The sequence below is a fragment of the Pseudonocardia nematodicida genome, from assembly GCF_040105385.1.
Classification (GTDB): Bacteria; Actinomycetota; Actinomycetes; order Mycobacteriales; family Pseudonocardiaceae; genus Pseudonocardia; species Pseudonocardia nematodicida.
Genome location: NZ_JBEDNQ010000013.1, coordinates 118585 through 140289, shown reverse-complemented (window position 1 = coordinate 140289; position 21705 = coordinate 118585). Strand labels below are relative to the sequence as shown.

The 21705-nt window shown below is 75.2% G+C and carries 17 protein-coding genes; 6 read left to right on the top strand and 11 right to left on the bottom strand.

Annotated features, from left to right (window positions below):
- Entirely contained in the window at positions 1-684 is a 684-nt protein-coding gene (locus tag WIS52_RS27200; protein WP_349301240.1) for an excalibur calcium-binding domain-containing protein, read from the bottom strand.
- Positions 685-895: 211 nt separating this feature from the next.
- Here WIS52_RS27200 and WIS52_RS27195 point away from each other — a divergent pair, with 211 nt between their 5' ends.
- Positions 896-1306: a pyridoxamine 5'-phosphate oxidase family protein gene (locus tag WIS52_RS27195; RefSeq protein WP_349301239.1), complete on the top strand. Its 411-nt coding sequence runs from the start codon at positions 896-898 to the stop codon at positions 1304-1306.
- A gap of 107 nt (positions 1307-1413) precedes the next feature.
- Here WIS52_RS27195 and WIS52_RS27190 read toward each other — a convergent pair whose 3' ends face one another.
- Positions 1414-2946, bottom strand: a complete 1533-nt coding sequence (locus WIS52_RS27190; RefSeq protein WP_349301238.1) for a S1C family serine protease — start codon at positions 2944-2946, stop codon at positions 1414-1416.
- An 89-nt stretch (positions 2947-3035) separates the two neighbouring features.
- On the bottom strand, positions 3036-3791 hold the full coding sequence (locus WIS52_RS27185) for an E3 ubiquitin ligase family protein (RefSeq protein WP_349301237.1): 756 nt from the start codon (positions 3789-3791) through the stop codon (positions 3036-3038).
- Positions 3792-4108: 317 nt separating this feature from the next.
- Between WIS52_RS27185 and WIS52_RS27180 the strand changes: the two genes are divergently transcribed.
- Both WIS52_RS27180 and WIS52_RS27175 read left to right on the top strand, forming a co-directional pair.
- Positions 4109-5401, top strand: coding sequence for a TMEM165/GDT1 family protein (locus WIS52_RS27180; protein ID WP_349301236.1), 1293 nt, complete (start codon positions 4109-4111; stop codon positions 5399-5401).
- Positions 5402-5541: 140 nt separating this feature from the next.
- Complete coding sequence (locus WIS52_RS27175; RefSeq protein ID WP_349301235.1) at positions 5542-6366, top strand: NAD(P)H-binding protein; 825 nt, start codon at positions 5542-5544, stop codon at positions 6364-6366.
- 33 nt (positions 6367-6399) lie between these two features.
- Here the strand turns inward: WIS52_RS27175 and sfnG are convergent, their stop codons facing one another.
- Positions 6400-7542 carry a dimethylsulfone monooxygenase SfnG gene (gene sfnG, locus WIS52_RS27170; RefSeq protein WP_349301342.1) on the bottom strand — a complete coding sequence of 381 codons (1143 nt, stop codon included), beginning with the start codon at positions 7540-7542 and terminating at the stop codon, positions 6400-6402.
- Between the two features lie 209 nt (positions 7543-7751).
- Complete coding sequence (locus WIS52_RS27165; RefSeq protein WP_349301234.1) at positions 7752-8756, bottom strand: Bug family tripartite tricarboxylate transporter substrate binding protein; 1005 nt, start codon at positions 8754-8756, stop codon at positions 7752-7754.
- Between the two features lie 409 nt (positions 8757-9165).
- Between WIS52_RS27165 and WIS52_RS27160 the strand changes: the two genes are divergently transcribed.
- Together WIS52_RS27160 and WIS52_RS27155 are read left to right on the top strand one after the other, a co-directional pair.
- Positions 9166-10815, top strand: coding sequence for a sensor histidine kinase (locus tag WIS52_RS27160; protein ID WP_349301233.1), 1650 nt, complete (start codon positions 9166-9168; stop codon positions 10813-10815).
- Positions 10812-11507, top strand: coding sequence for a response regulator (locus WIS52_RS27155; protein WP_349301232.1), 696 nt, complete (start codon positions 10812-10814; stop codon positions 11505-11507). The genes WIS52_RS27160 and WIS52_RS27155 overlap by 4 nt, the downstream gene beginning before the upstream one ends.
- Here WIS52_RS27155 and WIS52_RS27150 read toward each other — a convergent pair.
- From WIS52_RS27150 to WIS52_RS27140, 3 genes are all read right to left on the bottom strand, one after another.
- Entirely contained in the window at positions 11489-12403 is a 915-nt protein-coding gene (locus WIS52_RS27150; protein WP_349301231.1) for an alpha/beta fold hydrolase, read from the bottom strand. The genes WIS52_RS27155 and WIS52_RS27150 overlap by 19 nt on opposite strands.
- Positions 12404-12511: 108 nt before the next feature.
- On the bottom strand, positions 12512-12823 hold the full coding sequence (gene mihF, locus WIS52_RS27145) for an integration host factor, actinobacterial type (protein WP_349301230.1): 312 nt from the start codon (positions 12821-12823) through the stop codon (positions 12512-12514).
- A 218-nt stretch (positions 12824-13041) separates the two neighbouring features.
- Entirely contained in the window at positions 13042-14625 is a 1584-nt protein-coding gene (locus WIS52_RS27140) for an NAD(P)/FAD-dependent oxidoreductase (RefSeq protein WP_349301229.1), read from the bottom strand.
- Between the two features lie 165 nt (positions 14626-14790).
- On the opposite strand from WIS52_RS27140, the gene WIS52_RS27135 reads away from it, so the two are divergent.
- The gene (locus tag WIS52_RS27135; RefSeq protein ID WP_349301228.1) at positions 14791-16368 is read left to right on the top strand and encodes an asparagine synthase-related protein; all 1578 of its coding nucleotides are present in this window, start codon (positions 14791-14793) and stop codon (positions 16366-16368) included.
- 132 nt (positions 16369-16500) lie between these two features.
- Here the strand turns inward: WIS52_RS27135 and WIS52_RS27130 are convergent, their stop codons facing one another.
- From WIS52_RS27130 to WIS52_RS27120, 3 genes are all read right to left on the bottom strand, one after another.
- Positions 16501-18981: an LCP family glycopolymer transferase gene (locus tag WIS52_RS27130; protein ID WP_349301227.1), complete on the bottom strand. Its 2481-nt coding sequence runs from the start codon at positions 18979-18981 to the stop codon at positions 16501-16503.
- A gap of 457 nt (positions 18982-19438) precedes the next feature.
- Positions 19439-20434, bottom strand: a complete 996-nt coding sequence (locus tag WIS52_RS27125) for a hypothetical protein (protein WP_349301226.1) — start codon at positions 20432-20434, stop codon at positions 19439-19441.
- 126 nt (positions 20435-20560) lie between these two features.
- Positions 20561-21457, bottom strand: a complete 897-nt coding sequence (locus tag WIS52_RS27120) for a LytR/AlgR family response regulator transcription factor (RefSeq protein WP_349301341.1) — start codon at positions 21455-21457, stop codon at positions 20561-20563.
- Positions 21458-21705: the final 248 nt, after the last annotated feature.

The following is a 21705-nucleotide window of genomic DNA, read 5'->3' as shown; positions in this document are numbered from 1 at the left end:
TCACACCCGGCCCGCACCGTGGCCGGTGTGACGGCCCGGGAGCGCCGCGGCCCGGCCCGACCGCCGACCGCTCCACACCGCGACCCCGGCACCCGCGGCGAGCACGGCCCCGGTGCCGGCCAGGACGAACGCGGACGCGTCCGGCGCGCCGCCGGCGCCCGAGCCGTCCCCGGCCTCGACCCCGCCCTCCGGCACGGCGAGCACCTGGCCGGACCCGTACCCGGCCGCCTCGGCCGCGCCGCTGTTCCCGGCCGCGCCGCTGTTCCCGACCGCGCCGCTGTTCTCGGTCGCGGTGGTCTCGGGGACGCCGTTGCGCTCGCAGGCGAGCCCGTCGTTGTCGCGGTCGAGGCCGTGCGGGTCGGTCGGGTCGGCCTCCAGCAGCGCCTGCGCCTGGGCCCGGGTGAGGTCCGCGCAGTCCAGATCGACGAATCCGGCCGACCCCTCGCCGGTCCGGACGGTCGAGGTGCTCGAGGCCGACGCGGCGTTCCCGTCGGTCCCGATGCTGATGTCGTCGGGCGCCGACGGGTCGGGGTCCTGCTGCTGGGCGTGCGGCGCCGCGGTCCCCGCCCCGGGGTACTGCTCGGCGGCGGCCGCCGCGCCGGCCAGCGGCAGGGCGGCGAACCCGGCCAGCATCAGCGCGGCGGCGACGGTCCCGGTGCGGCGGGTGAGCGAGCGTGCGGTCATGGATCCACTCCCTGTGACGAACGTGTTCGATGTGACCGCCGGGGCGAATGGGGCGCCCGTGGCGACAGCGGAGAGTGAAGCGAGACCCTCTCAAGATCGGTAGACGTGTCACCCGGACGGGAGTCGCACCACCGGGTGGGGTTGCGACCGGTCACCGCGGGCGTCGGCGTGCCGGGCGGTGCGCACGCGTCCGGGTGGCGAGGATGGACCCATGACTTCTCGCCGATCCCTCGCCGACGGCGTCTCCGACCGGTTCGTCGAGCTCTGGTCGGAGCGCCGCCCGTGCACCCTCGTGACCCCGCGGCGGGACGGCACCCCGCACGCGGTGCCGGTCGGGGTCACCGTCGACGTCGGGGAGCGGATCGCCCGGGTGATCTGCAGCGCGGGCTCGCAGAAGGCCCGCAACGTCGTCGCGGCCGGACCGGGCGGTGCCCGGGTCGCCGTCTCGCTGGTGGAGGGCCGCACGTGGTCGACGCTGGAGGGCGTCGCGTTCGTCCGGGACGACCCGGCCGTGGTGCACGACGCCGAGCGTCGCTACGCCGCCGAGTACAAGGAACCGCGGGTCAACCCGCAGCGGGTGGTGCTGGAGATCGCCGTCGACCGGGTGCTGGGCAACGCCTGAGCCGGACCCTGGCCGACAAGGGTCCGGCCGGACGCGGCGGGAGGGATGGAGCCGCGTCCGGCCGGAGAGTGTGGGCCGTCGATGGTGTGAACGAAGGGCGGGCCGGGTCAGTTCCCGTCGCCGAAGGGGCTGAACCCGAACGGCAGGCCGCCGCCCTGGCCGCCCTCGCCCTGCCCGGGCTGACCGCCCTGACCGGGCTCGAGCGGGCTGCTCTGCGAGCCGTTCTGGGCGTTCGCCGCCTGGTCGTCCCGGACGCTGCCGAGGGTCACCGGGACCTGCCGGGCGCCCTCGCCGCTGCCGACGGTCAGCGTGACCTGCTGGCCGGGGGCGAAGTTGCCGACCCGGGCGATCAGGTCGGCGAAGCTGGAGACCGGGTACTCGTTCACCCGGGTGACGACGTCGCCGGCCGCGAGTCCCGCGTTCGCCGCCGCGGAGCCCGGCTGCACCGACGCGATCTCCGCGCCGCCACCGGCCGCCCGGTCGGCACCCGCTCCGGCGCCGGTCACCGATCCCTGGACGCCGAGCTGCGGCTTGGTCGCCACACCGTCGGACATGAGCTCCTGGGCGACCCGCTTGGCGGTGTCCACCGGGATCGCGAAGCCGAGGCCGATCGAGCCGGCGTTCTGCCCGCTCGTCGCGATCGCCGAGTTGATGCCGACGACCTGCCCGGCCAGGTTGGTCAGCGGCCCGCCGGAGTTGCCCTGGTTGATCGGCGCGTCGGTCTGCAGTCCGTTGTAGACGACCGGGGCCTCGTTGTTCTCGCCGCCCGCGGTGACGGTCCGGTTCAGTGCGCTGACGATGCCGGCGGTCACCGTGCCGGACAGGCCCTGCGGCGAGCCGATCGCGACGACCTCCTCGCCGACCTGGACGTCGTTCGACTCGCCGAGCGTGGCCGCCTTCAGGCCGGACACGTTGTCGAGCTTGATCACGGCGAGGTCGTAGCTGGGGGAGGTGCCGACCACCGTGGCCGAGTGCTGCGAGCCGTCGGCGAGGGTCACGGTCATCTGCCCGCCGCCACCGGCACCGGCGACGACGTGGTTGTTGGTGAGCACGTCGCCGTCCGCGGTGAGGATCACGCCGGAGCCCTCCGCGGTGCCCTGCGCACCGCGGACCTGGATGTCGACGGTGCTGGGGGTGACGGCGGCGGCCGCGCCCGCGACCGTCCCGTCGGCCGGTGTGGCCGGTGTGCCGGGGGCGGCGCTGCTGGTCAGCGTCGCCGCGGTGCCGGACCCGTTCTCGAACACCGCGTACGCGCCGCCGAAGCCGACACCGCCGCCGATCAGACCGGCGGCCAGCGCGACCGCCACCAGCCCGGCGCCGCGGCGCCGCGGCGGCGTCGACCCGCCGTGCCGGCCACCGCCGGTCTGCGGCGGGAACGGTGGGTACACCGAGGTCGGCGGGGCGCCGGCGCCGTGCGCGGGGACCGACGGGTACGTCCTGGTCGCCCACTCCGGCGGCTGCTGGTTCCGGTGGTCGGTGTCGGTCATGGTGGTCGCCGCCTCCTGCTCGCCGGCGGGTTCGGCGTGCGCGCCCTGCGTACGCGGATCGGGCCGGATCGGGTCCTGGACCGGATCCCCGGCGGGGCCGCCGTCGGGCGACGTGGCGTGGGGCTCGTCCTGGCCCGGCCGGTGTTCGGTCATGGACGTACTGTGCGTCGCGAGCCTGAGACGACCCTGTGACCGCGCTGGGAATCCGGCGCGCGTTCGATGTGCGACGACGCGGCGCGCGCTCAGGTCAGGACGCCGCCCACCGTCAGTGCCAGGCCGAGCACCACGAGTACCGCTCCGCCGCGGGCCCACCACCGCTGGGTCTGCCGGTCGGACCGGGTCAGCTCCTCCTCGGTGCGCGTGGAGAGCACGAACGGCTGCGTCGTGTCCGCCGGCGGCCGGATGATCAGGGGGCCGTCCCGGTCGTCGACCTCCCCCAGGACGTACATCGGCACCCCGGTCCGCAGCACCCACTCCTGGTGGCGGTAACCGAGCGTCCGGTCGCCCCGGTCGAAGAAGCCGCGCTGCTCGTCCGACGGTTCGAAACGGTCGAGGACCTGCTCCACGGGGTCCGGGCGCCGCCCGCCGTGGTCGATGCCGATCGTGTGGCCGTCACGCAGCAGCGGCCAGCCGTGCGGGGAGGTGCGCTCGGAGACGGTCTCGGTCCTCGTCGTGGTCCGGGTACGGCCCTCGCTGTCCCGGTCACGGCTCTCGTAACGGCGCTCCACCCGGTGCGAGTGCCAGACGCACTCGGTGCCGGTCAGTTCCGAGCGCAGGACGCCGACCGGCGCCGGGGCGGTCTCCCCGACGACCTCGCACACCTTCCGGAACCTCCCGGGCCCGCCGTTCAGCTCCGCCGCGATGCCCGCCTGCTCCAGCAGCTCCGGCACCGAGAGCGTCTCCGCCGCCATCATCGCGTGCACCCGCCGCTGGGTGTGCACGGCGCCGTAGAAGCAGCCGGCACCGAGCAGCACGAGGATGATCCCGATCCACACCACGGCGGGAACATAGCGGCTCGGTGAGGTGCCGAGATCACGAATGGACAGAACTGGGGAGGCAGCGGACGTGGGCGCGGTCACACGCGCGGATCCGGTGCCGGGCCTCGAACACCGGCGGCACGATGCGGTACCGTGATCGACGCACGCGAAGGGGAGTAGCTCCCAACGCTGCGCTCGACATACTGGCGCGGTCCTCGTCGACCGGCCCGGGTGCAGCGGCCTGTCCACCACCAGGCGAGCGAGACCTTCGATCCGGATGAGCCGGATCGAGCTACTCCCGTTTCCACCTCGGTCCGGCGCGAGATCGAGGGATGGACATGAACGGATTCCTGATCGCGTTCGCGGTCAGTTTCGGCGTCATCTTCGTGGCCGAGCTGGGGGACAAGTCCCAGCTCATGGCGCTGACGTTCGCGACCCGCTTCAACGCGGTCCCGGTCCTGATCGGCATCACGATCGCCACCTCGGTGACCCACCTGGTGTCGGTCGCCGTCGGCTACGGCCTGGGCGCGACGCTCCCCACCGGCTGGATCTCCCTGGTCGCCGCGCTGGCCTTCGGAGTCTTCGGCGCGTGGACCCTGCGCGGGGACTCGCTGTCCGACGACGAGGAACGCAAGGCCGCGCGGGCCGGGAAGTCGGCCGTCATCGCCGTCACGGTGGCCTTCTTCCTGGCCGAGCTGGGCGACAAGACCATGCTCGCCACCATCACCCTGGCCACCCAGTACGGCTGGTTCGGCGTGTGGCTCGGCTCGACGCTGGGCATGGTCGCCGCCGACGCGATGGCCATCGTCATCGGCCGCAAGCTCGGCCAGAAGCTCCCCGAGCGGGTCATCGCGATCGGCGCGTCGGTGATGTTCTTCGTGTTCGGCGGCTGGCTGTTCGTCGAGGCCGTCCCGCAGGTCTGGGGCGACGACGCCTGGGCCCGGGTCGCCGCCGAGGTCGGCCACCGGGGCGCGGGCTGGGCCGCGCTGCTGCTCGGCCTGGCCGCCGTCGGCGTCGGGGCCTGGGCGCGGCGGCGGGCACACCGCGCGCGCGGTGAGCGCCGGCTCGAGATCGCCCGCACCCCGGGCAGCCCCGCCTGGTGGGCGCGCACCCTGTTCGTCCTCGCCGCGGCGCTGGGCTTCGTCGCCCCGCTGCTGGTCGCCCTGGACGTGCTCGAGCCGATCTCGGTGCTGTCCCGGCCGGGCGTCGCCGTGGTCGGGGCCGGTCTGCTGCTGCTCGGGTTCGCGGTCGTCGCGGTCTCGCTGCTGCAGCTGGGCACGGTCTGGCGACGGTCGGCCGCCGAGGCCGGGGCCGCCGCGGCCGGTGACCCGGACGCCGCCCGGCGCCCGGTGCTGGCCACCGGCGGGCTGCACCGGCGGGTGCGCAACCCCGCGCTCACCGGGTTGATCGTGGGCTGCGCCGGGATGCTGTTCATGGCCCCGACCCTGCTCGGGGTGCTCGCCGGGGTGCTGATCCTCGTCGCCGTCCAGATCCAGGCCCGCCGGGTGTACGAGCCGGGGCTGGGCACCGCCCTCGGCGACGAGTACGCCGCGTACCGCGCGCGGACCGGCCGGTTCCTCCCGCGGCTGCGGGGCGGCGCTGCGGCGCGCGACGACAGCAAGGTCGGCTGACACCGGCTCCACGACGACTCCACGACGACGACGCCCGTCCCGGTCTCCCGGGGTGGGCGTCGTCGTGTGTCCGGACCGTGCGACCGTACTCGGTACGCTGTACGGTGATCTGGAGGTCGCCCACGGGAAGAGGAGAACGCATGACGATCCTGGTCACCGGAGCCACCGGCAACATCGGCCGGATGGTCGTCGACCACCTGGTCGCCCGCGGTGCGGGCCCGGTGCGCGCACTGACCGTCGACCCGGCCCGGGCGGCGCTGCCGGACGGTGTGGAGGCCGTCCGCGGGTCGGTGCGCCGGCCGTCGTCGCTGGACGGGGTGTTCGACGGCGTCCGCGCGATGTACCTGGCGCCGGACGAGAACACCGCCGCCGAGGTCGTCGCCCGGGCCACCGCGGCGGGGGTGGAGCACGTCGTCGACCTGTCCGGGGAGCCGGAGAGCTGGTGGGGGTCGGTGTGCGGGGCCGTCGAGGACGGCGCCGCGGCCTGGACCCACCTGTGGCCGGCCGACTTCGTCGAGAACGGCCGGATGTGGCTGCCGCAGATCAAGGCCACCGGGGTCGTGCGCGAGCCGTGGCCGGACCTGGCGAGCACCCCGACCGCGATGACCGACATCGCCGAGGTCGCGGCCGTCGCGCTGATCGAGGGTGGGCGACACGCCGGGAAGGCCTACCCGCTGACCGGGCCGGAGGCCGTCTCCCGCCGGGAGTGGGTGGCCGCGCTCGCCGATGCCACCGGCGTGCCGATCGGGTTCGAGCAGGTCACCCCGGACGAGGCCGTCGCCGCGCTGGAGCCGTCGATGGGCGCCGACGAGGCCGGCATGGTGGTGCACACGATCCTCGGGTTCCTGCACGACGCCGAGCCGGCGCCGAACCGGATCGTCGAGGAGGTCACCGGACGGCCGGGCACCAGCGTCGCGGCCTGGGCCCGGGACCACGCCGAGGGTCTGCGGGCCGCGATCCTCTGATCGCCGGCCCACGGCCCACGGGTGGCGGCCGGCTCAGACCGTGGCGTGCTGCCGCGCGCGGGCGAGCTCGGCCTCCTTCTCCCGGATGATCGGCAGGACCTTCGCGCCGAAGTACTCGACCTCCTCCTGGAAGTGCAGGAACCCCAGCAACAGCAGGTTCGCGCCGCGTCGCTTGTACCCGATCGCGCGGTCGGCGATCTGCTCCGGCGTCCCGATGAGCCGGGTGCGGAACCCGTCGTTGTACTGGACGAGGTCGTCGAACTCCGAGTCCGCCCACATACCCCGGCCGTCGCCGGTCGCGTTGCCCGCCTGTTGGACGGCGGCCCGGAAACCCTCGACGGCCGGGCGGTTCGCCTTGGCGATGATCTCGCGCAGGGTCTCGTGGGCCTCCCGCTCGGCGTCCCGGGCGATCATGAAGCCGTTCAGTCCGAAGCGGACCGGCCGCAGACGGGGGGCCGTCGCGGCGTGCCCGAGGACCTCGTGGACCTGCTCGCTGAAGCCGTCGTAGTCCTTGCCGTTGGAGAAGTACCAGTCCGACACCGTCCCGCCGTTGCGCCGGGCCGCGGTCGAGTTGCCGCCCTGGAAGATCTCCGGATGCGGCCGTCCGGGGACCTCGACCGGCTTCGGCTTCAGGTCGAAGCCGTGCACCCGGTAGAAGTCGCCGCGGAACTCGGCGCCGCCGTCACCGGCGGTCCAGATCTCGCGCAGCACCCGGATGAACTCGTTCGTGCGGCGGTAGCGCTCGTCGTGCTCGAGCCAGGGCTCGCCCATCGAGGTGAACTCGTCCTTCAGCCAGCCGGACACCACGTTGACCGCGATCCGGCCGCCGGTGAGGTGGTCGGCGGTCGCGATCCACTTCGCGAGCACGGCCGGCTGCCACAGCCCGGGATGCACGGCGGCGATGACCTTCAGCCGCTCGGTGGCCAGACCCAGGGCCAGCGAGAAGCTCGTGGCCTCGTGCTGGTGGTCGGCGCCGTAGCTGGCCATGTAGCGGATCTGGGACAGCGCGTAGTCGAAGCCGTTGGCCTCGGCGGTGCGCGCGAGCCGGACGTTGTAGTCGTAGCCCCAGTCGGTGCGCTGCTCGATGGTCGAGGTGACCAGGCCGCCGGAGACGTTGGGGACCCAGTAGGCGAACCGCAGCGGCTCGTCGGTCCGGTGGTCGGTGTCGATGTCGATGTCGGGCACGGAGGCTCCCGGTGATCGGTCGTCGGGCACGTCTCGGGCACACCCGAGGGGCGCGCGCGACGGAGAGGGGTGGTGCGGGACCTGGTGATCAGCGGGTCAACGACAGGCCTGGCTCACGACGACGTGGTTGTCGACGTGGCGGCGGCGGGTCAGCAGGAAGACGACCACGCGTCTCACCGAACGCGCGGAGCGACGGGTTGTCAACCGTCCCCGGCCTCCCGGTCGTGCCCGAGCTCGGTCAGCACCCGCTCCACCCGGGTCGTCTCGGCGGTCACGAAGGCGCCGAACTCGTCGCCCGGCAGCCACGCGTCCTGCCACCCGTTGGTCCGCAGCACCTCCGCCCACTCCGGGGACCCGCGCAGCCGCGCGACCACCGCGACCAGCTCCTCGCGGGCCTGCGGGGACAGGCCCGGTGGCGCGACGAGGCCGCGCCAGTTCGTCGACACGACGTCGATCCCGGTCTCCTGCAGGGTCGGCGCGTCGAGGCCGGGCACCCGGTCGTCGTCGGTGACCGCGAGGACCCGGAGCGCCCCGGACGCGATCTGGTCGGCGAACTCACCGGTCCCCGAGACGGCGGCGTCGACCTCGCCGCCGAGCAGCGCGGCCAGCAGCGCGCCGCCGCCGTCGTGGCTGACGTAGCGCACCCCGGACTCGTCGAGCCCGACCCCACCGGCCAGCGCCATCGTGGTCAGGTGGTCCGGCCCGCCCGGTGTGGAGCCGCCGCCGACCGTCACCGCATCGGGGTCGGCCCGCCAGGCGTCGACGAGGTCGTGCACGTCCCGGTACGGCGCGTCGGACCGCACGACGACGATCTCGCTCTCCGAGACCAGCCGCGCGATCGGCGTGGTGTCGGCCAGCGTCACCGGGGCGCCGTGCGAGGCGACCGCGCCGACGACGCCGAGGCCCATGCTCATCAGGAGCCGGTCGTCGCCCGCCTCGCCGACCAGCCGGCCGACGCCGGCGACGCCGCCCGCTCCGGGCAGGTTGAACACCTCGACCGGGCCGGTCAGGCCGGTGTCCTCCAGCGCCCGCGCGGCGCTGCGGGCGGTGACGTCGAACCCGCCGCCGGGGGAGTTGGGGACGAGCATCCGCAGCCCGCGGACCTGGTCGTCCGCGCCGCCGGCCCCGCAGCCCGCGGCGAGCAGCGCGGCCACCAGCAGCAGCGCGAGCAGCGACGCCCGGCGCCGCGTCGTCGTCCGGTCCATGGTCCCGTGTCCCGCCCGTCGTCGATGCGCATCTGCGCCGACCGAGTCTGCGCCCCGCCCCGGTCCCCGCCGACCCCCCCCACCCGCCCGGCTCCGTCTGCTCAGCCCCGCTGCCCACACGAGGCCGATCCGGTGAGCGTGCGACGGATGGAGCGAGTCGGTTCCGCCCCACCTCGCAGGCCTCTCGGTGACCTCGCAGGTGCTGTGGCGTCTGCGAGGTGGCCCGCCGCGCGCGGCCGTGCCCGCTGCCGGGACGCTCACCGGACTCGGCAACGCTCACGCCATCGCATGAGCAGACGCCGGTCCGGTGAGCGGGCGCGGTCGGAGCGGCCGGGGCCGGGGCGATCGACGTCGGAGCGGGGGCGAGAAGCGGCGCGGGCCGGCGCATCGCACCGCCTACGCTGTGCCGGTGCGACGGCGCGGGACCGGAGGATCGCTGGCACGCCAGTTCCTGGTGTGGCAGCTCGTGGTCGTCGTCGTGCTGCTCGGGGCGGTCGCCGCGCTCGCCGCGGTGCAGTCCGCGGAGTCGTTCCGGGAGACCCAGGGCCGCCGGATGCTCTCGGTCGCCGAGGACGTCGCGTCCATCCCCACCGTGCGCTCCGCCCTGGCGAGCGGCCGGTACGACCTGCTGCCGGCGTTCGCGCGCAGCGCCGAGAACCTGTCCGGGGCGGACGGCATCGAGATCGTCGACCGGGACCTGGTCGTACGCACCTCACCGGACCCGGCCCGGGACCGTGAACCGTTCGACCCCGGCGACAGCACCGCGCCGGCCGGCCGGGCCTGGGTCGGGGATCCGGACGGGCGCGGCGTCGTCGCCCAGGTCCCGGTGATCGACGACCGGGGCGCGGTGGCCGGGCTGGTGTCGGCCGGCATCCGGGCGCCGTCGCCGTTCGAGTCGCTGGCCGCGGCCCGCGCGGAGACGTTCGCGCTGCTCGGGCTGGCACTGGGCGTCGGCGTCGCCGGATCGCTGCTGCTGGCCCGCCGGGTCCGCCGGCAGACCCTCGGCCTGGAGCCGGCCGAGATCGTCGAGCTGGTGCAGCGCCGCGAGGCGATGCTGCTGGGGATCAAGGAGGGGGTCGTCGGACTGGACACCGCCGACCGGATCACCCTGCTCAACCCGGTCGCCCGCGAGCTCCTGGAGCTGCCCGGTACGCGCCCCGGTGACCACGTCGGCGACCTCGGTCTCGACGAGCGGCTGCGCGAGGTGCTCACCGGGGCCGCCGCCGGCGAGGACCAGCTGGTGCTGCGCGAGGACCGGGCGCTGGTGCTGAACCGGATGCCGGTCCGCGTGGCCGGGCGGGAGGTGGGTGCGGTGGTCACCCTCCGGGACCGCACCGAGCTGACCACCCTGCAGCACCGGCTCGACACCTCGCACACGGTCACCGACACGCTGCGCGCGCAGGCCCACGAGTTCTCCAACCGGCTGCACACCATCGCCGGGCTGACCGAGCTCGGCGAGCACGACGAGGTGCAGCGGTTCGTCGCCGGGATCGTCGCGGCCTCGGAGGGGTGGCGGCGCGAGGTGTCGGCCCGGGTGGGGGACCCGGCGACGGCGGCGCTGCTGGTCGCGAAGAACAGCCAGGCGGCCGAGCGCGGGGTGGTGCTGGCGCTGGACCCGGACTCCCGGCTGGAGCCGACGCCGCCCGAGCGCGATCCCGACCTGTCCGCGGACCTGGTGACAGTGCTGGGCAACCTGATCGACAACGCGATCGACGCGGCGGCCTCCCGCGACGGCGAGCGCCGGGTGGAGATCGGCCTGGCCGGCGGCGGTGCCGTGGACGGCGGGGACGACGGCGAGGTGTGGGTCGAGGTCCGCGACTCCGGTCCCGGGGTGGCCTCCGAGCTGGCCGAGGAGGTGTTCCGGGCCGGGTTCAGCACGAAGGCGGCCGAGATCGGGGGCCGCGGGATCGGCCTGGCCCTGGCCCGGCAGGCCTGCCTGCGTCGCGGTGGCACGATCACCGTGCAGGAGGCGGGCACCGGCGCCGGCGCGGTGTTCGTGGCGACCCTGCCGTTGGTGACAGCGGCCCCCGCCGGAGCCGGTGAGGAGGTGCTGCGATGAGGGTGCTGGTGGTCGACGACGACTTCATGGTCGCGACCGTGCACTCCGGTTACGTGGAACGGGCGCCCGGCGCCACCGTGGTCGGGGTCGCGCACACCGGCGCCGAAGCCCTCGAGCTCGCCGGCCGGCTCCGGCCGGACCTGGTGCTCCTCGACGTCTACCTGCCCGACCGCTCCGGCATCGAGGTGCTGCGCGGCCTGCGCACCGGGGCGGCCGACGACCCGTTCGTGCTCGTCGTGACCGCGGCCGACGACCCGGACACGATCGCGGCGGCCCTGCACGGCGGGGCGATGCACTACCTGGTCAAGCCGTTCGACTCGGCTGCGCTGGCCGCGCAGCTCGACCGGGTGGCGCGCACCCGGCGGGACCTGGACCGGGTCCGCGGACAGTCCGACATCGACCGGCTCTTCGGCGGGCCCGGCCCGGCGCCCGCCGTACCGGCCGGTGGCCCGGAGCGGATGCCGAAGGGGCTGACGACGCCGACCGCGGAGCTGGTGGCCGGCACCCTGCGCGAGCACACCGGCGAGCCGGACCGCGATCTGTCGGCGTCCGAGTGCGCGGAGGCCACGGCGCTGTCCCGGGTCAGCGCGCGCCGCTACCTCGAACACTTCGTCTCGACCGGGGCGGTGACCGTCCGGCTGCGCTACGGCGGCACCGGCCGCCCGGAACGCCGCTACCGCTGGGTCGGCTGACGGGCCGCCGGTGGGGGAGCGGTCTCGGCCAGGTGGGCCAGGAGCACCGCGGCCAGCGGATCCAGTACCGCGGGCACCGGGACATGGCCCATGTGCTCGACCGACACCAGCCGGACGGGTGGGGCGCTCCGGCCGCCCGCGAGCCGCTCGGCCAGGTACGCGGCGTGCGGTGGCGGGTGCACCGGGTCCTCGGGCCCCTCGACGACCAGGGTCGGCACCGCGATGGTGCCCAGCTCGTCGCCGCGGCCGGTCCCGGCCGGGTCGGCCTCGGTGTGCGCGGTGGCCGGTTCGACCCGCCCGGAGTGCGCCAGCACCCGGCGCTCGAGCGCCTCGGCGTCGGCGGCGTCGAACGGCGCGGCCGGGCCCGCCAGCCGTCGCCGGTACTCGACCCGCCACGCCAGCTCGACGCGCTCGTCGCGCGGGTCCGCCATCTCCTGCCACATCCGCCGGATCTCGACCGACGGGGCGGGCAGGAGCGGCTCGGGACCGGAGGCCGCCGGGAGGGCGGTGGAGACCACGAGGGAGGCGCTCGCCAGCCGCTCGGGTGCGTCCAGGGCCAGCAGCTGGACCAGCGTTCCGCCCATCCCCGCGCCGACGGCGTGCACCCGCTCGACGCCGCAGGCGTCCAGCACGGTCAGCGCGTCCGCGGCGAGGTCGGCGACGCCGTAGGGGTGGTCCTCGAAGGCGTGCGTGGACCGCCCGGTGTCCCGGTGGTCGTAGCGGAGCACCCGGTGGCGGGCCCGCAGCGCCGCCACCAGCCGGTCCGGCCAGGTGATCCCGGAGGTGTTCGCGTCCGCCAGCAGCAGGACCGCGGGCACGCCGGCCGCGGGGCCGTCGGCGGGCAGGTCCTCGACCCACAGCGACACCCCGGGCTCGACCTCGACCTCACGCTCCACGGACGTGCAGCCTGCCAGCAGACGATCTTCGTGCCACGCCCGCCCTGGACATGCGACGGCCCGGGCCACCAGGCGGTGGTCCGGGCCGTCGCACGGAGCAGGAAGGACTCAGCCGACCTTCTCGATCAGCGTCTGGCGCTGACGCTCGCCGAGACCGGCGGCACGACGCGAGGCGTCGATGCCGGCCTCCTCCATCACCTTCGAGACCTTCGCCGGGCCCCAGCCCGGGACGCTCTTCAGGAGATCGGCGACCTTGGTCTTGCCGACGATCTGGTCGGTCTTCGCGCGACCCAGCACCGCGGGGATGGTCTCCTCGCCGCTGGCGATCTTGTCGCGGAGCTCCTTGCGGGCGGTGCGCGCGGCAGCCGCCTTCTTGAGCGCCTCGGCGCGCTGTTCCGGGGTCAGGGTGGGCAGTGCCATCTCTGACGCCTCCTCTCGGTTCCACGCGCCCCGTGGCGGGGCGGTTGTGTATCGCGGATCGCGGTACAGAGTGGCAGAACCATGCGCACGACCTGCGGGAACCCCCATCCCCGGGGCGTGTCGCACCGTCGGACGGCCCCTCGGCGCGGAAAGCCGACCGCCTGCCGCACCACCGTCACCCAGGTGTGTCCTCCCAGGTCAGGCGGTGCGAGAGAGGCTCAGGCCGACGCCGCGGGTCTCGCCGGGCCGTCCTCCGGAGCCGCCGCCGCGCGCGGGTCGACGTCGCCGCGGTGCTCGACCGGGTCGTGCGGGTGCGCGGAGTCGACCGAACGGGCGTGCCGGTCGTCCTGCGCGGCGTCGTAGGAGGCGGTGACGCTGATCAGCCGGTGGCCGCGGTGGCGCGCGTAGCGCAGCGAGCGGACCCAGTTGTAGAGCGTGCCGAACCGGTTGCCCCAGCCGATCAGGAACATGACGTGCACGTAGCACCACATCACGTAGCCGAGCCAGCCGGTGAACTTGACGCCACGGACGTCGGCGACCGCCTCGCGGGCGCCGATGGTGGCCATCGAGCCCTTGTCGAAGTACCGGAACGGCGCCGGGGTGGTGTCGTCGCCCTTGGCCCGGGCGGCGATCAGCTTGCCGACGTAGGTGCCCTGCTGCATCGCGACCTGCGCGACGCCGGGCAGCCGGTCGATGGTCGAGACCATGTCGCCGACCGCGAAGACGTCGGTGTGGCCGGGCAGGCTGCAGTCCGGGTCGACGGGCAGCCGCCCGGCCCGGTCGACCTCGGTGCCCGAGGCCTTGGCGAGCAGCTCGGCCAGCGGGTTGGCCTGCACCCCGGCCGCCCAGACCTTGGTGCGGGCGGTGATCCGCTCCTCGCCCTGCGGGCCCTTGACGGTGATCGAGTCGGCGTCCATTCCGGTCGCCATCGTGTTGAGCCGGACCTCGACGCCCTTGGCCTCGAGGGTCCTGCGGGTGTAGTCCTGCAGCTTCTTCGCGAACGGCGGCAGCACCGCGGGCGCGGCGTCCAGCAGGATGATCCGGGCCTTGCGGGTGTCGATCGCGCGGTACTCGCGGGGGAGCACGTGCTGGGCCAGCTCGGAGAGCTGACCGGCGAGCTCCACCCCGGTCGGCCCGGCACCGACGACGACGAAGGTCGTGTAGGCCGCCTGCTCGGCCGGGTCGTGCGAGACCTCGGCGAGCTCGTAGGCGCCGAGGATCCGGCTGCGCAGCAGCCGGGCGTCCTCGATGGTCTTCATGCCCGGCGCGTGCTCGGCCCACTCGGGGTGGCCGAAGTAGGCGTGCGTGGCGCCCGCGGCGACGACGAGCGTGTCGTAGGGCAGGTCGATGCGCTGGCCGTCCGGCGCGGCCGCGCGCACCACCTTGGCCTCGAGGTCGATCTCACCGACCTCGGCGAGCAGCGTCTGCACGTTGCGCTGCTTCTTGAGCACCCGGCGCAGCGCGGGCGCGATCAGCCCGGGGGACAGGATCCCGGTGGCGACCTGGTACAGCAGCGGCTGGAACAGGTGGTGGTTGGTGCGGTCGACGACGGTCACGTCGACGTCCGCGCCCTTGAGCGCCTTGGCCGCCTGGACGCCGCCGAATCCACCGCCGACGATCACGACCTTGTGCCGGCCCGTGCCTTCGTCGTGCCCTGCCGTGCTCACGTGACTCCGCCCCTCGCGGTCGGTCCATGACGCGGCGTCGCCGCGCCTGCTCCTCGGCCGGGGTGGGGAGGCCGTCCGTCGACAGCGAGGATCCGCGATCGGCAGTGGTGACGCCGGACCGCCCCGGCCTGTCACGACGGTATTGACCCGGGACCTACGGGGCAAACCCGAAACGGCCGGAAACGCCTTTCAGCGTCCGAACTCACACCTTGATCATGCCGAAGTCCCCGGAGGTATCCACCCGGACATGGGATGATGGGAATCATGTGCGGGATCGTCGCCGCTTTCGGCGGGACAGCGGTGGGAACACCGAAGGACACCGAGAAGTACGAGCGGATGCTGGCAAGAGTGTCGCACCGCGGGCCGGACGACACGGGCGTGCAGGTGGTGGGCAGCACCTGGCTCGGACACCAGCGTCTGTCCATCATGGACGTCAGTGGCGGCCACCAGCCGATGTCGGACGCCCGGCAGACGGCCTGGATCGTCGGCAACGGCGAGATCTACAACCACGAGCGCATCAGCAAGGGCTTCCCCGAGGGGACGGTGCGCACCAAGTCCGACACCGAGGCCGCGCTGCACGCGGTGATGTGGGACGGGCAGGTCGCGGTCGCCTCGCTGAACGGCATGTTCGCCGTCGCGATGGGGCGCGAGGACGGGTCCGGGCTGGTGGCCCGCGACCCGTTCGGCGTCAAGCCGCTGTACTGGATCCCGCCACGCGACATCGCCGACGGGGCCGGGGACACCGTGCCCTACACCAACCCGGACCCGAACGCGACGGTGCTGTTCGCCAGCGAGCTGCGCGCGTTCGACGCCGACGACCGGCCCTTCGTCGAGTCGTTCCCGCCCGGCTGCCTGTGGAGCCCGGCGTCCGGCCTGGTGCGGTTCGCCGAGTCGGTGCCGGTCGAGGTCCGCCCGGCCCGCCGGGCGATCCGGCCCGGCTGGGACGAGGCCGACCTCTCCCAGGTCCGCGAGGCCGTCATCGCCGCGGTGCGCCGCCGGATGATGTCCGACGTCGGCGTGGGCGTGTTCCTGTCCGGCGGTCTCGACTCGGCGCTGGTCGCGGCCATCGCCGCGCAGGAGGCCCGGGCCCGCGGGGAGCAGCTCCCGACCTTCGCCGTCGGCACCGAGGACTCCGGCGACCTGATCGCGGCCCGCAAGGTCGCCGCGCACATCGGGTCGGACCACCACGAGATCATCGTGTCCGCCGACGACATCAACGAGGCGCTCGACCACGCCGTCGAGGTCATCGAGCACTACGACCCGGCCCTGGTCCGCAGCGCGGTGCCCAACCTGATCCTGGCCCGCGAGGCGGCCAAGAAGGTCAAGGTCGTGCTGACCGGGGAGGGTGCCGACGAGCTGTTCGCCGGCTACTCCTACACGCACGGCCCCGAGTACGCCGACCCCGACACCCTGCAGGCCGAGCTCGTCCGCTCGCTGGAGCAGCTGCACCACCTGAACCTGCAGCGCTGCGACCGCACCACGATGTACTTCGGTCTGGAGGCCCGCGAGCCGTTCCTGGACTCGGGCCTGGTGCGCACCGCGCTGGCGCTGCCGCCGGAGTGGAAGCTGCGCACCGACGGCCGCCCGGAGAAGGCGATCCTGCGCGAGGCGTTCGAGGGCTGGCTGCCCGAGGACCTGCTGTGGCGGGGCAAGGAGCAGTTCGGCGACGGGTCCGGTGCCGGCACCGTGCTCGCCGAGCTGGCCGACACCAAGGCCGCGGCCGCGCGCGAGTCCGGGGAGATCCGGTCCGTGCCGGAGCAGCCGGAGAACTCGTGGGCGCTGCGCTCGGAGGAGGAGTTCCTCTACTACGAGATCTGGCAGCGGCACTTCGCGGGCATCCGGCCCGACCAGGTGCTGGGCGCGTTCGCCACGGCCTGACCCGGTCACACACGCAACGCGGGCCCGCACGCCACTCCCGGCGTGCGGGCCCGCGGCGTCGGTCGCCCCGCCGGCCCGGTTCCCGGACGGATCCGGCCGGAGACCATGCCGGACCGGTGGCCGGGAGGCGGCTCAGCCGTGCTCGCGCCGGACCCCGCCGACCGGGCCCATGCCGGTGGTCGTCGTGCTGGACGACGACGCGGCGGGGGACCCGTCGCCCTGCGGCTCGCCCTCGGCGTCCTCCTCGCCGACCGCCGCGCAGGCGTCCTCGACCGACTGCGGTGCGGCCGAGGCCGGCTCCTCCTCCGGCTCGGCGGTCGCGTCACCCGTCGGCTCGGGCGTCGTGGACCCGTCCGCCTGTGGCGGCGGTGCCGCCGCCGGGTCCGGCGGGGGCGGCGGGGGTGCGATCGCGTCCCGCACCACCTGCTGCATGTAGGGGACGTTCGGCCGCGCGGTGTTGAAGAACCCGGTCGAGGACTCCGGGTCGGGCAGCGACGGGTCGAACGCCACGCTCTCCAGCCGGAAGCCCTCGTCGGCGAGCACGGCCAGCGCGGGCAGCACCGTCTGCGGCATGTCGGTCGAGACGTTGTCCCGGGTCACCTCGGCGATGCTCTGGAACCGGGTGATGACCTCGGTGGCCGTGGTCTGGGTGGTCATCGCCTGGATCAGGCAGCGCTGCCGGCCCATCCGCTGGTAGTCGGTGCCGTCGCGGCGGGAGCGGGCGAACCAGAGCGCGTCCTCGCCGTCGAGGTGCTGGATGCCGGGCTGGATGTAGTAGTCCGGGGTGGTGTACGTCCCGCCCGCGGTGACCCCGCCGACCGGGACCGGTTCGGCGCCGACGTTGACCGTGACCCCGCCGAGCGCGTCGATCATCGACGAGAACCCCGCCATGTCGACCTCCATGTAGTAGTCGAGCGGGAGCCCGGTCATGTAGGAGATCGTCGACTGCAGCAGGTTGAGCCCGGGGAACCGGGTGGGGCCCGGCGGCGCGAGCTCGGGGTGCAGCTCGCCGTAGCCGTAGACCGCGTTGAGCAGGTAGTCGCCCTCGGGGCCGCTCGCGTCGCGGAAGCCGTTCGGGAACTCCTCGGCGGCCTCGGAACCCGGCGGGAACTCGGCCCGCTGAATGTTGCGGGGCAGGCTGAACAGCGTCGTCCGGCCCGAGTTGGTGTCGATGCTCGCGACCATCATCGTGTCGGTCCGGGTGCCGGCCCGGTCGTCGCCGGCGTCACTGCCGAGCAGCAGCACGTTCAGCCGTGGCTTGCCCAGCGCCTCGGCGGCGGTCGCGTCGTCGCCCTGGAACAGCGTGTTGAGCAGGCCGCGCTGGGAGTTCAGCAGCTCGACCCCGTACCCGAACGGCACGGCCACGGTCAGGCACAGCAGGGCCGCGGTGCCGGTCCCGAGGATCTTCTGCCCGAGCGGCATCCCGCGCGGGCGGGCCAGCGCGTAGGTCCGCGCGACCTGGGCGATCCAGGCGATCCCGCCCAGCACCAGCGCACCGGCGATGACGGTCAGCGTGGTGGTGGACAGCAGGTTCTGCAGCAGTGTCGAGCGCCGGGACAGCAGGACGAGCATCGCCAGCGAGCCGATCACGGCGAGCAGCGTGCCCAGGATCAGGCCGCCGGTGCGACGCCGTCGCAGGGCGAGGTGCCCGCTGCCGGGCAGCAGGGTGGAGGCCGCGGTGAGCCCGAGCGCCGCGCCGAGCGAGGCCCGCGCGGTGTCGAGGGGCCGCCGGCGCGCCGACGTGCCCGCGCCGGGCCGGTCGCCCGCCGGTGCCGCGGGCGGGCTGCCGGGCCGGGAGCCCGCGCCACGCGAGACCGGAGGCCGGCCGGGGCGCTCCCCGGGCGGACCGGGCCGGGCGGACCCGGCGGCGGCCGCGGCCGGGGCGCCGGGTCGCTCGGTGCGCCCGCGGGCCGGGTCGCCGGGGCCGTCGGGCCGTCCGGGCCGGGCCGGGCCGGAACCGGGTGTCCCGGCGGCGGGCCGGCGGGTGCCCGGTTCGGCGCCGCCGGCGGCGGGACGCTCGGTGGGCGGGCCGGGTGGCGGCCCGCCGGCCGGACCGGACGGGCGGTCGCCCGGCGGCCGTGCCGTCCCGGTGCCGGGCGCGCCCGCCGGGGGCGCCCCGGCCGGCGCGGCGGCAGCGGGTGGCGGCGGACCGCCGCGCCCCGCCGGTGGACCGGACGGACCCGGGGGAGGCGCGGCCGGGGCGCCGCGCGGGTCACGGGTACCCGACGCGGGCGGCGCACCCGCGTCCCGCGCACCGGGGCGTGCCGGGCCGCCCCCGGCCGGTGCCCCCGGGCGGCCGGACCGGTCCTGGGGACGGCGCGCGACGACGGGCAGCTCACCACTCAGCCGGGCGGCGCGGTCCCGCTCCTGCGGCGGCGCGTCGGGCTCGCCGGCCCGGTGCCGCCGTCGCTCGGCGGCGGTGTCCGGCCGCCGTGCGGTGGTCCGCACGGTGTCGCCGATCCCGCGCCGGGCGGCGCCGATGGACCGGATGTCGGTGGGACGGCTGTCGCTGTGCCCGCCTCGTCCGGGTTCGGCGGCCTCGCGGCCGCTACGGGAGGCCCACGGCGCGTCGCGCTCGGCTCGCGCGGCGGCGTCGCGCTCCCTGCGGCGCATCCACGGGTCGTCGGACGCCGGCGCGGGGGGCGAACCGGGTGGAGCAGGGGGCGGGCCGGGCCGGCGCTCGGGTCCGGTGTCCGGGCGGGCGGGCGTGGGCTCGGGAGATCGGGGGCGCCCGCCACGCGCGCGTGGGCCGGGACCGGAGCGGGGTGCGTCCCGTCCGGCGTCGTCCTCGTCGGGCCGGCCGTGGCGGGGCTCCTCGCCCCGCGGCGGCACGGGGGGACGGCGCGGGTCGCCGCCCGGCGGTCGCGCGCCGTCACGCGGTCGGTCCACCGGGCACCCCCTTCACTGGTCGGCACGGACGGGTACCCCGTGCCGGGGCTCGGGATCCCTGGCAGGGGCGCGTGCCCGGCGGCTGCTCCGGCGCTCGGGTCATCCGAGCGTACTTCCTGTGATCACGATCTCGGCGGCCGCCCACCCCGCCGTGCGGGCCCGGTGGGACCGTCGCGAGTGCTCACTGGTACGAGACGAACACCGGTGACTCGGGACGGACGTCGAACGTCTGCTGTGGAGTGAAGGTCGGCGAGTCCTCGTCGATGAAGTTCTTCCAGCCCCACCACAGGCCGTCCGGCCCCGGGGCGGTGTGCAGGGTGTTCCAGGTCTCGATCTTCTCCTGCGGGGTCCCGAACCCGTCCGCGTGCAGCACTGTCGCGAGCTCGGGCCGGTCGGTGACAACGTCCTGCCGGTCGGTGATCATCGGGACCTGGAACTGGTGCAGCAGGAACACCTTCTGCGGCAGGTCGTGCTCGCGGACGAGCCCGGCGAGCCAGTCGGCGGTCTCGTTGACCTCGGTGGCGTCCACCGACCCGACCTGGTCCCCGTGCTGCTGGCCGTCCTCGAGCCGCCACTCCGGGTCGAGGGCCAGCCCGACGTGCGGGCGGGTCAGGAGCTCCGTGTAGCGCTGCGCCTGGGACCCGAAGTCCGCGCGGCCCGGCTGCAGGTCGAGTACGACGTAGACGCCCGCCCGCTCGGCCTCGTCCACCCACGGCCGGAGCTCGTCGACGCTCATCGCGGAGGTGTAGTCGCCGTCCGGCCCGGGCGCGGTGTCCGCGACCGTCGCGATGATCTCGAACGCGGGGACCACGGGTTCGTCCACCAGCGGCTGGTAGTCCGCGGCCAGGTCCTTCGCGCGGGCGATCGACGCGGTCACGTCCTGCTCGCCGAGCACACCCATCGCGGGGGTGCCGGGGTGCCCGTAGAGCGCGACCAGCCGGCGGCCGGGGAAGAGCTCGGTGCCGCCGCCCGGAAGTTCGGGGACCGCCGGCGCCGCCGACGGCGGGGGTGGCGCCGGGGGGCCGGGCGCGGCCTCGGCGGGCGGCTCGGGCGCCGGCGCGCAGCTCGCGAGCAGCGCGCACGCGGCGAGGGTGACGACGAGCAGCACGAGCGACCGTGCACGACGGGTGGCCCGGTGACCGGACGACGACCCTGCGACCGCGGAGGAGGTGAACACCGATCACCAGGCTAGGTGACGGGAGATCGTTCGGCAGCGCGGAGCGTGACCGGGCGGTGTCCCCGTGTCGCGAACCCGGGTGCGTCGCCGGTCGGGGGACAGCGGTCGAACGGCCGGGGAACGCCGTCAGCGGGGGAGGATCGGGCCGTCGGGGCCGTCGTCCGGGCCGCGCTGGGGCCGCGGCGGCCGGCCGCGCAGGATCCGCTTCAGCCCGGCGGTGTGCCGGCGGCTGACCGGCAGCTCGACCGCCCCGGGGCCGTTGCCCAGCCGGACCACGTAGCCGGAGCCGGACATCCGCAGCTCGGTGATCAGCGGCAGCGCGACCAGGTAGGCCCGGTGGATCCGGACGAACCCGGCCTCGCCCCACCGGTCCTCGAGCACCGAGACCGGGATGCGCACCAGGTGGCTGCCCTCGTTGGTGTGCAGCCGGGCGTAGTCGCCCTGGGCCTCGACGAACCGGATCGACGAGCGGGGGACCAGCTTGGTGGTGCCGGCCAGCTCGACCGGGACGACCTCGTCGTCGGTGCCGGGCGCCGGGGGAGCGCCCCGCCGCGGCTGGGCGTGCGGTACCGGCGTGCCCGGGGGGAGCGTGGGCGGTCCGTCGGGGTGCCCACCCGGCCCGCCCGGGTCGGTCCGGCGAGCCGTGCGCAGCGCGACGGTGCGGTCCAGGGATCCGGACAGGCGCTCGGTGCGCAGCGGCTTGAGCAGGTAGTCGACGGCGCCGACCTCGTAGGCGTCGACCGCCCGGTCGTCGTGCGCGGTCACGAACACCACCGGGGGCGGGTCGGCCATGGCGTTGAGCACCCGGGCCAGCTCCAGGCCGTCGAGACCGGGCATCCGGATGTCGAGGAACACCACGTCCACGGTCGGCTTGGAGGTGTCGGCCTGCGACCCGTGCAGGATCCGGAGCGCCTCGGTCGCGTCCGGGGCGGTGAGGACCGAGGTCACCCGCGGGTCCTCGCCGAGCAGGTGGGCGAGTTCCAGCAGGGCCGGTTCCTCGTCGTCCACGGCCAGGACCGTCAGTCCCCCGCCGCCCTCGGTCGGGCGCTGTGGCGGTGGCTCGGGTGCCCGGGCCTGGCCGGGCAGGCCGATCGGCCGGTGGTTGCCGGCCCCGAATCCGCCCGGTGTCCCGTACCCGGCGGCCCCGCCGGGGGCGATCGGCGTCGCACCGGATACGTGCCCACCCCGCGAGTGGCTGTACACGGCTCCTCCTCGCCGCGGGCCTCCTCGGCCCGCTGACCGGTGACTGCGGGCACACCGTATCGAGGGCG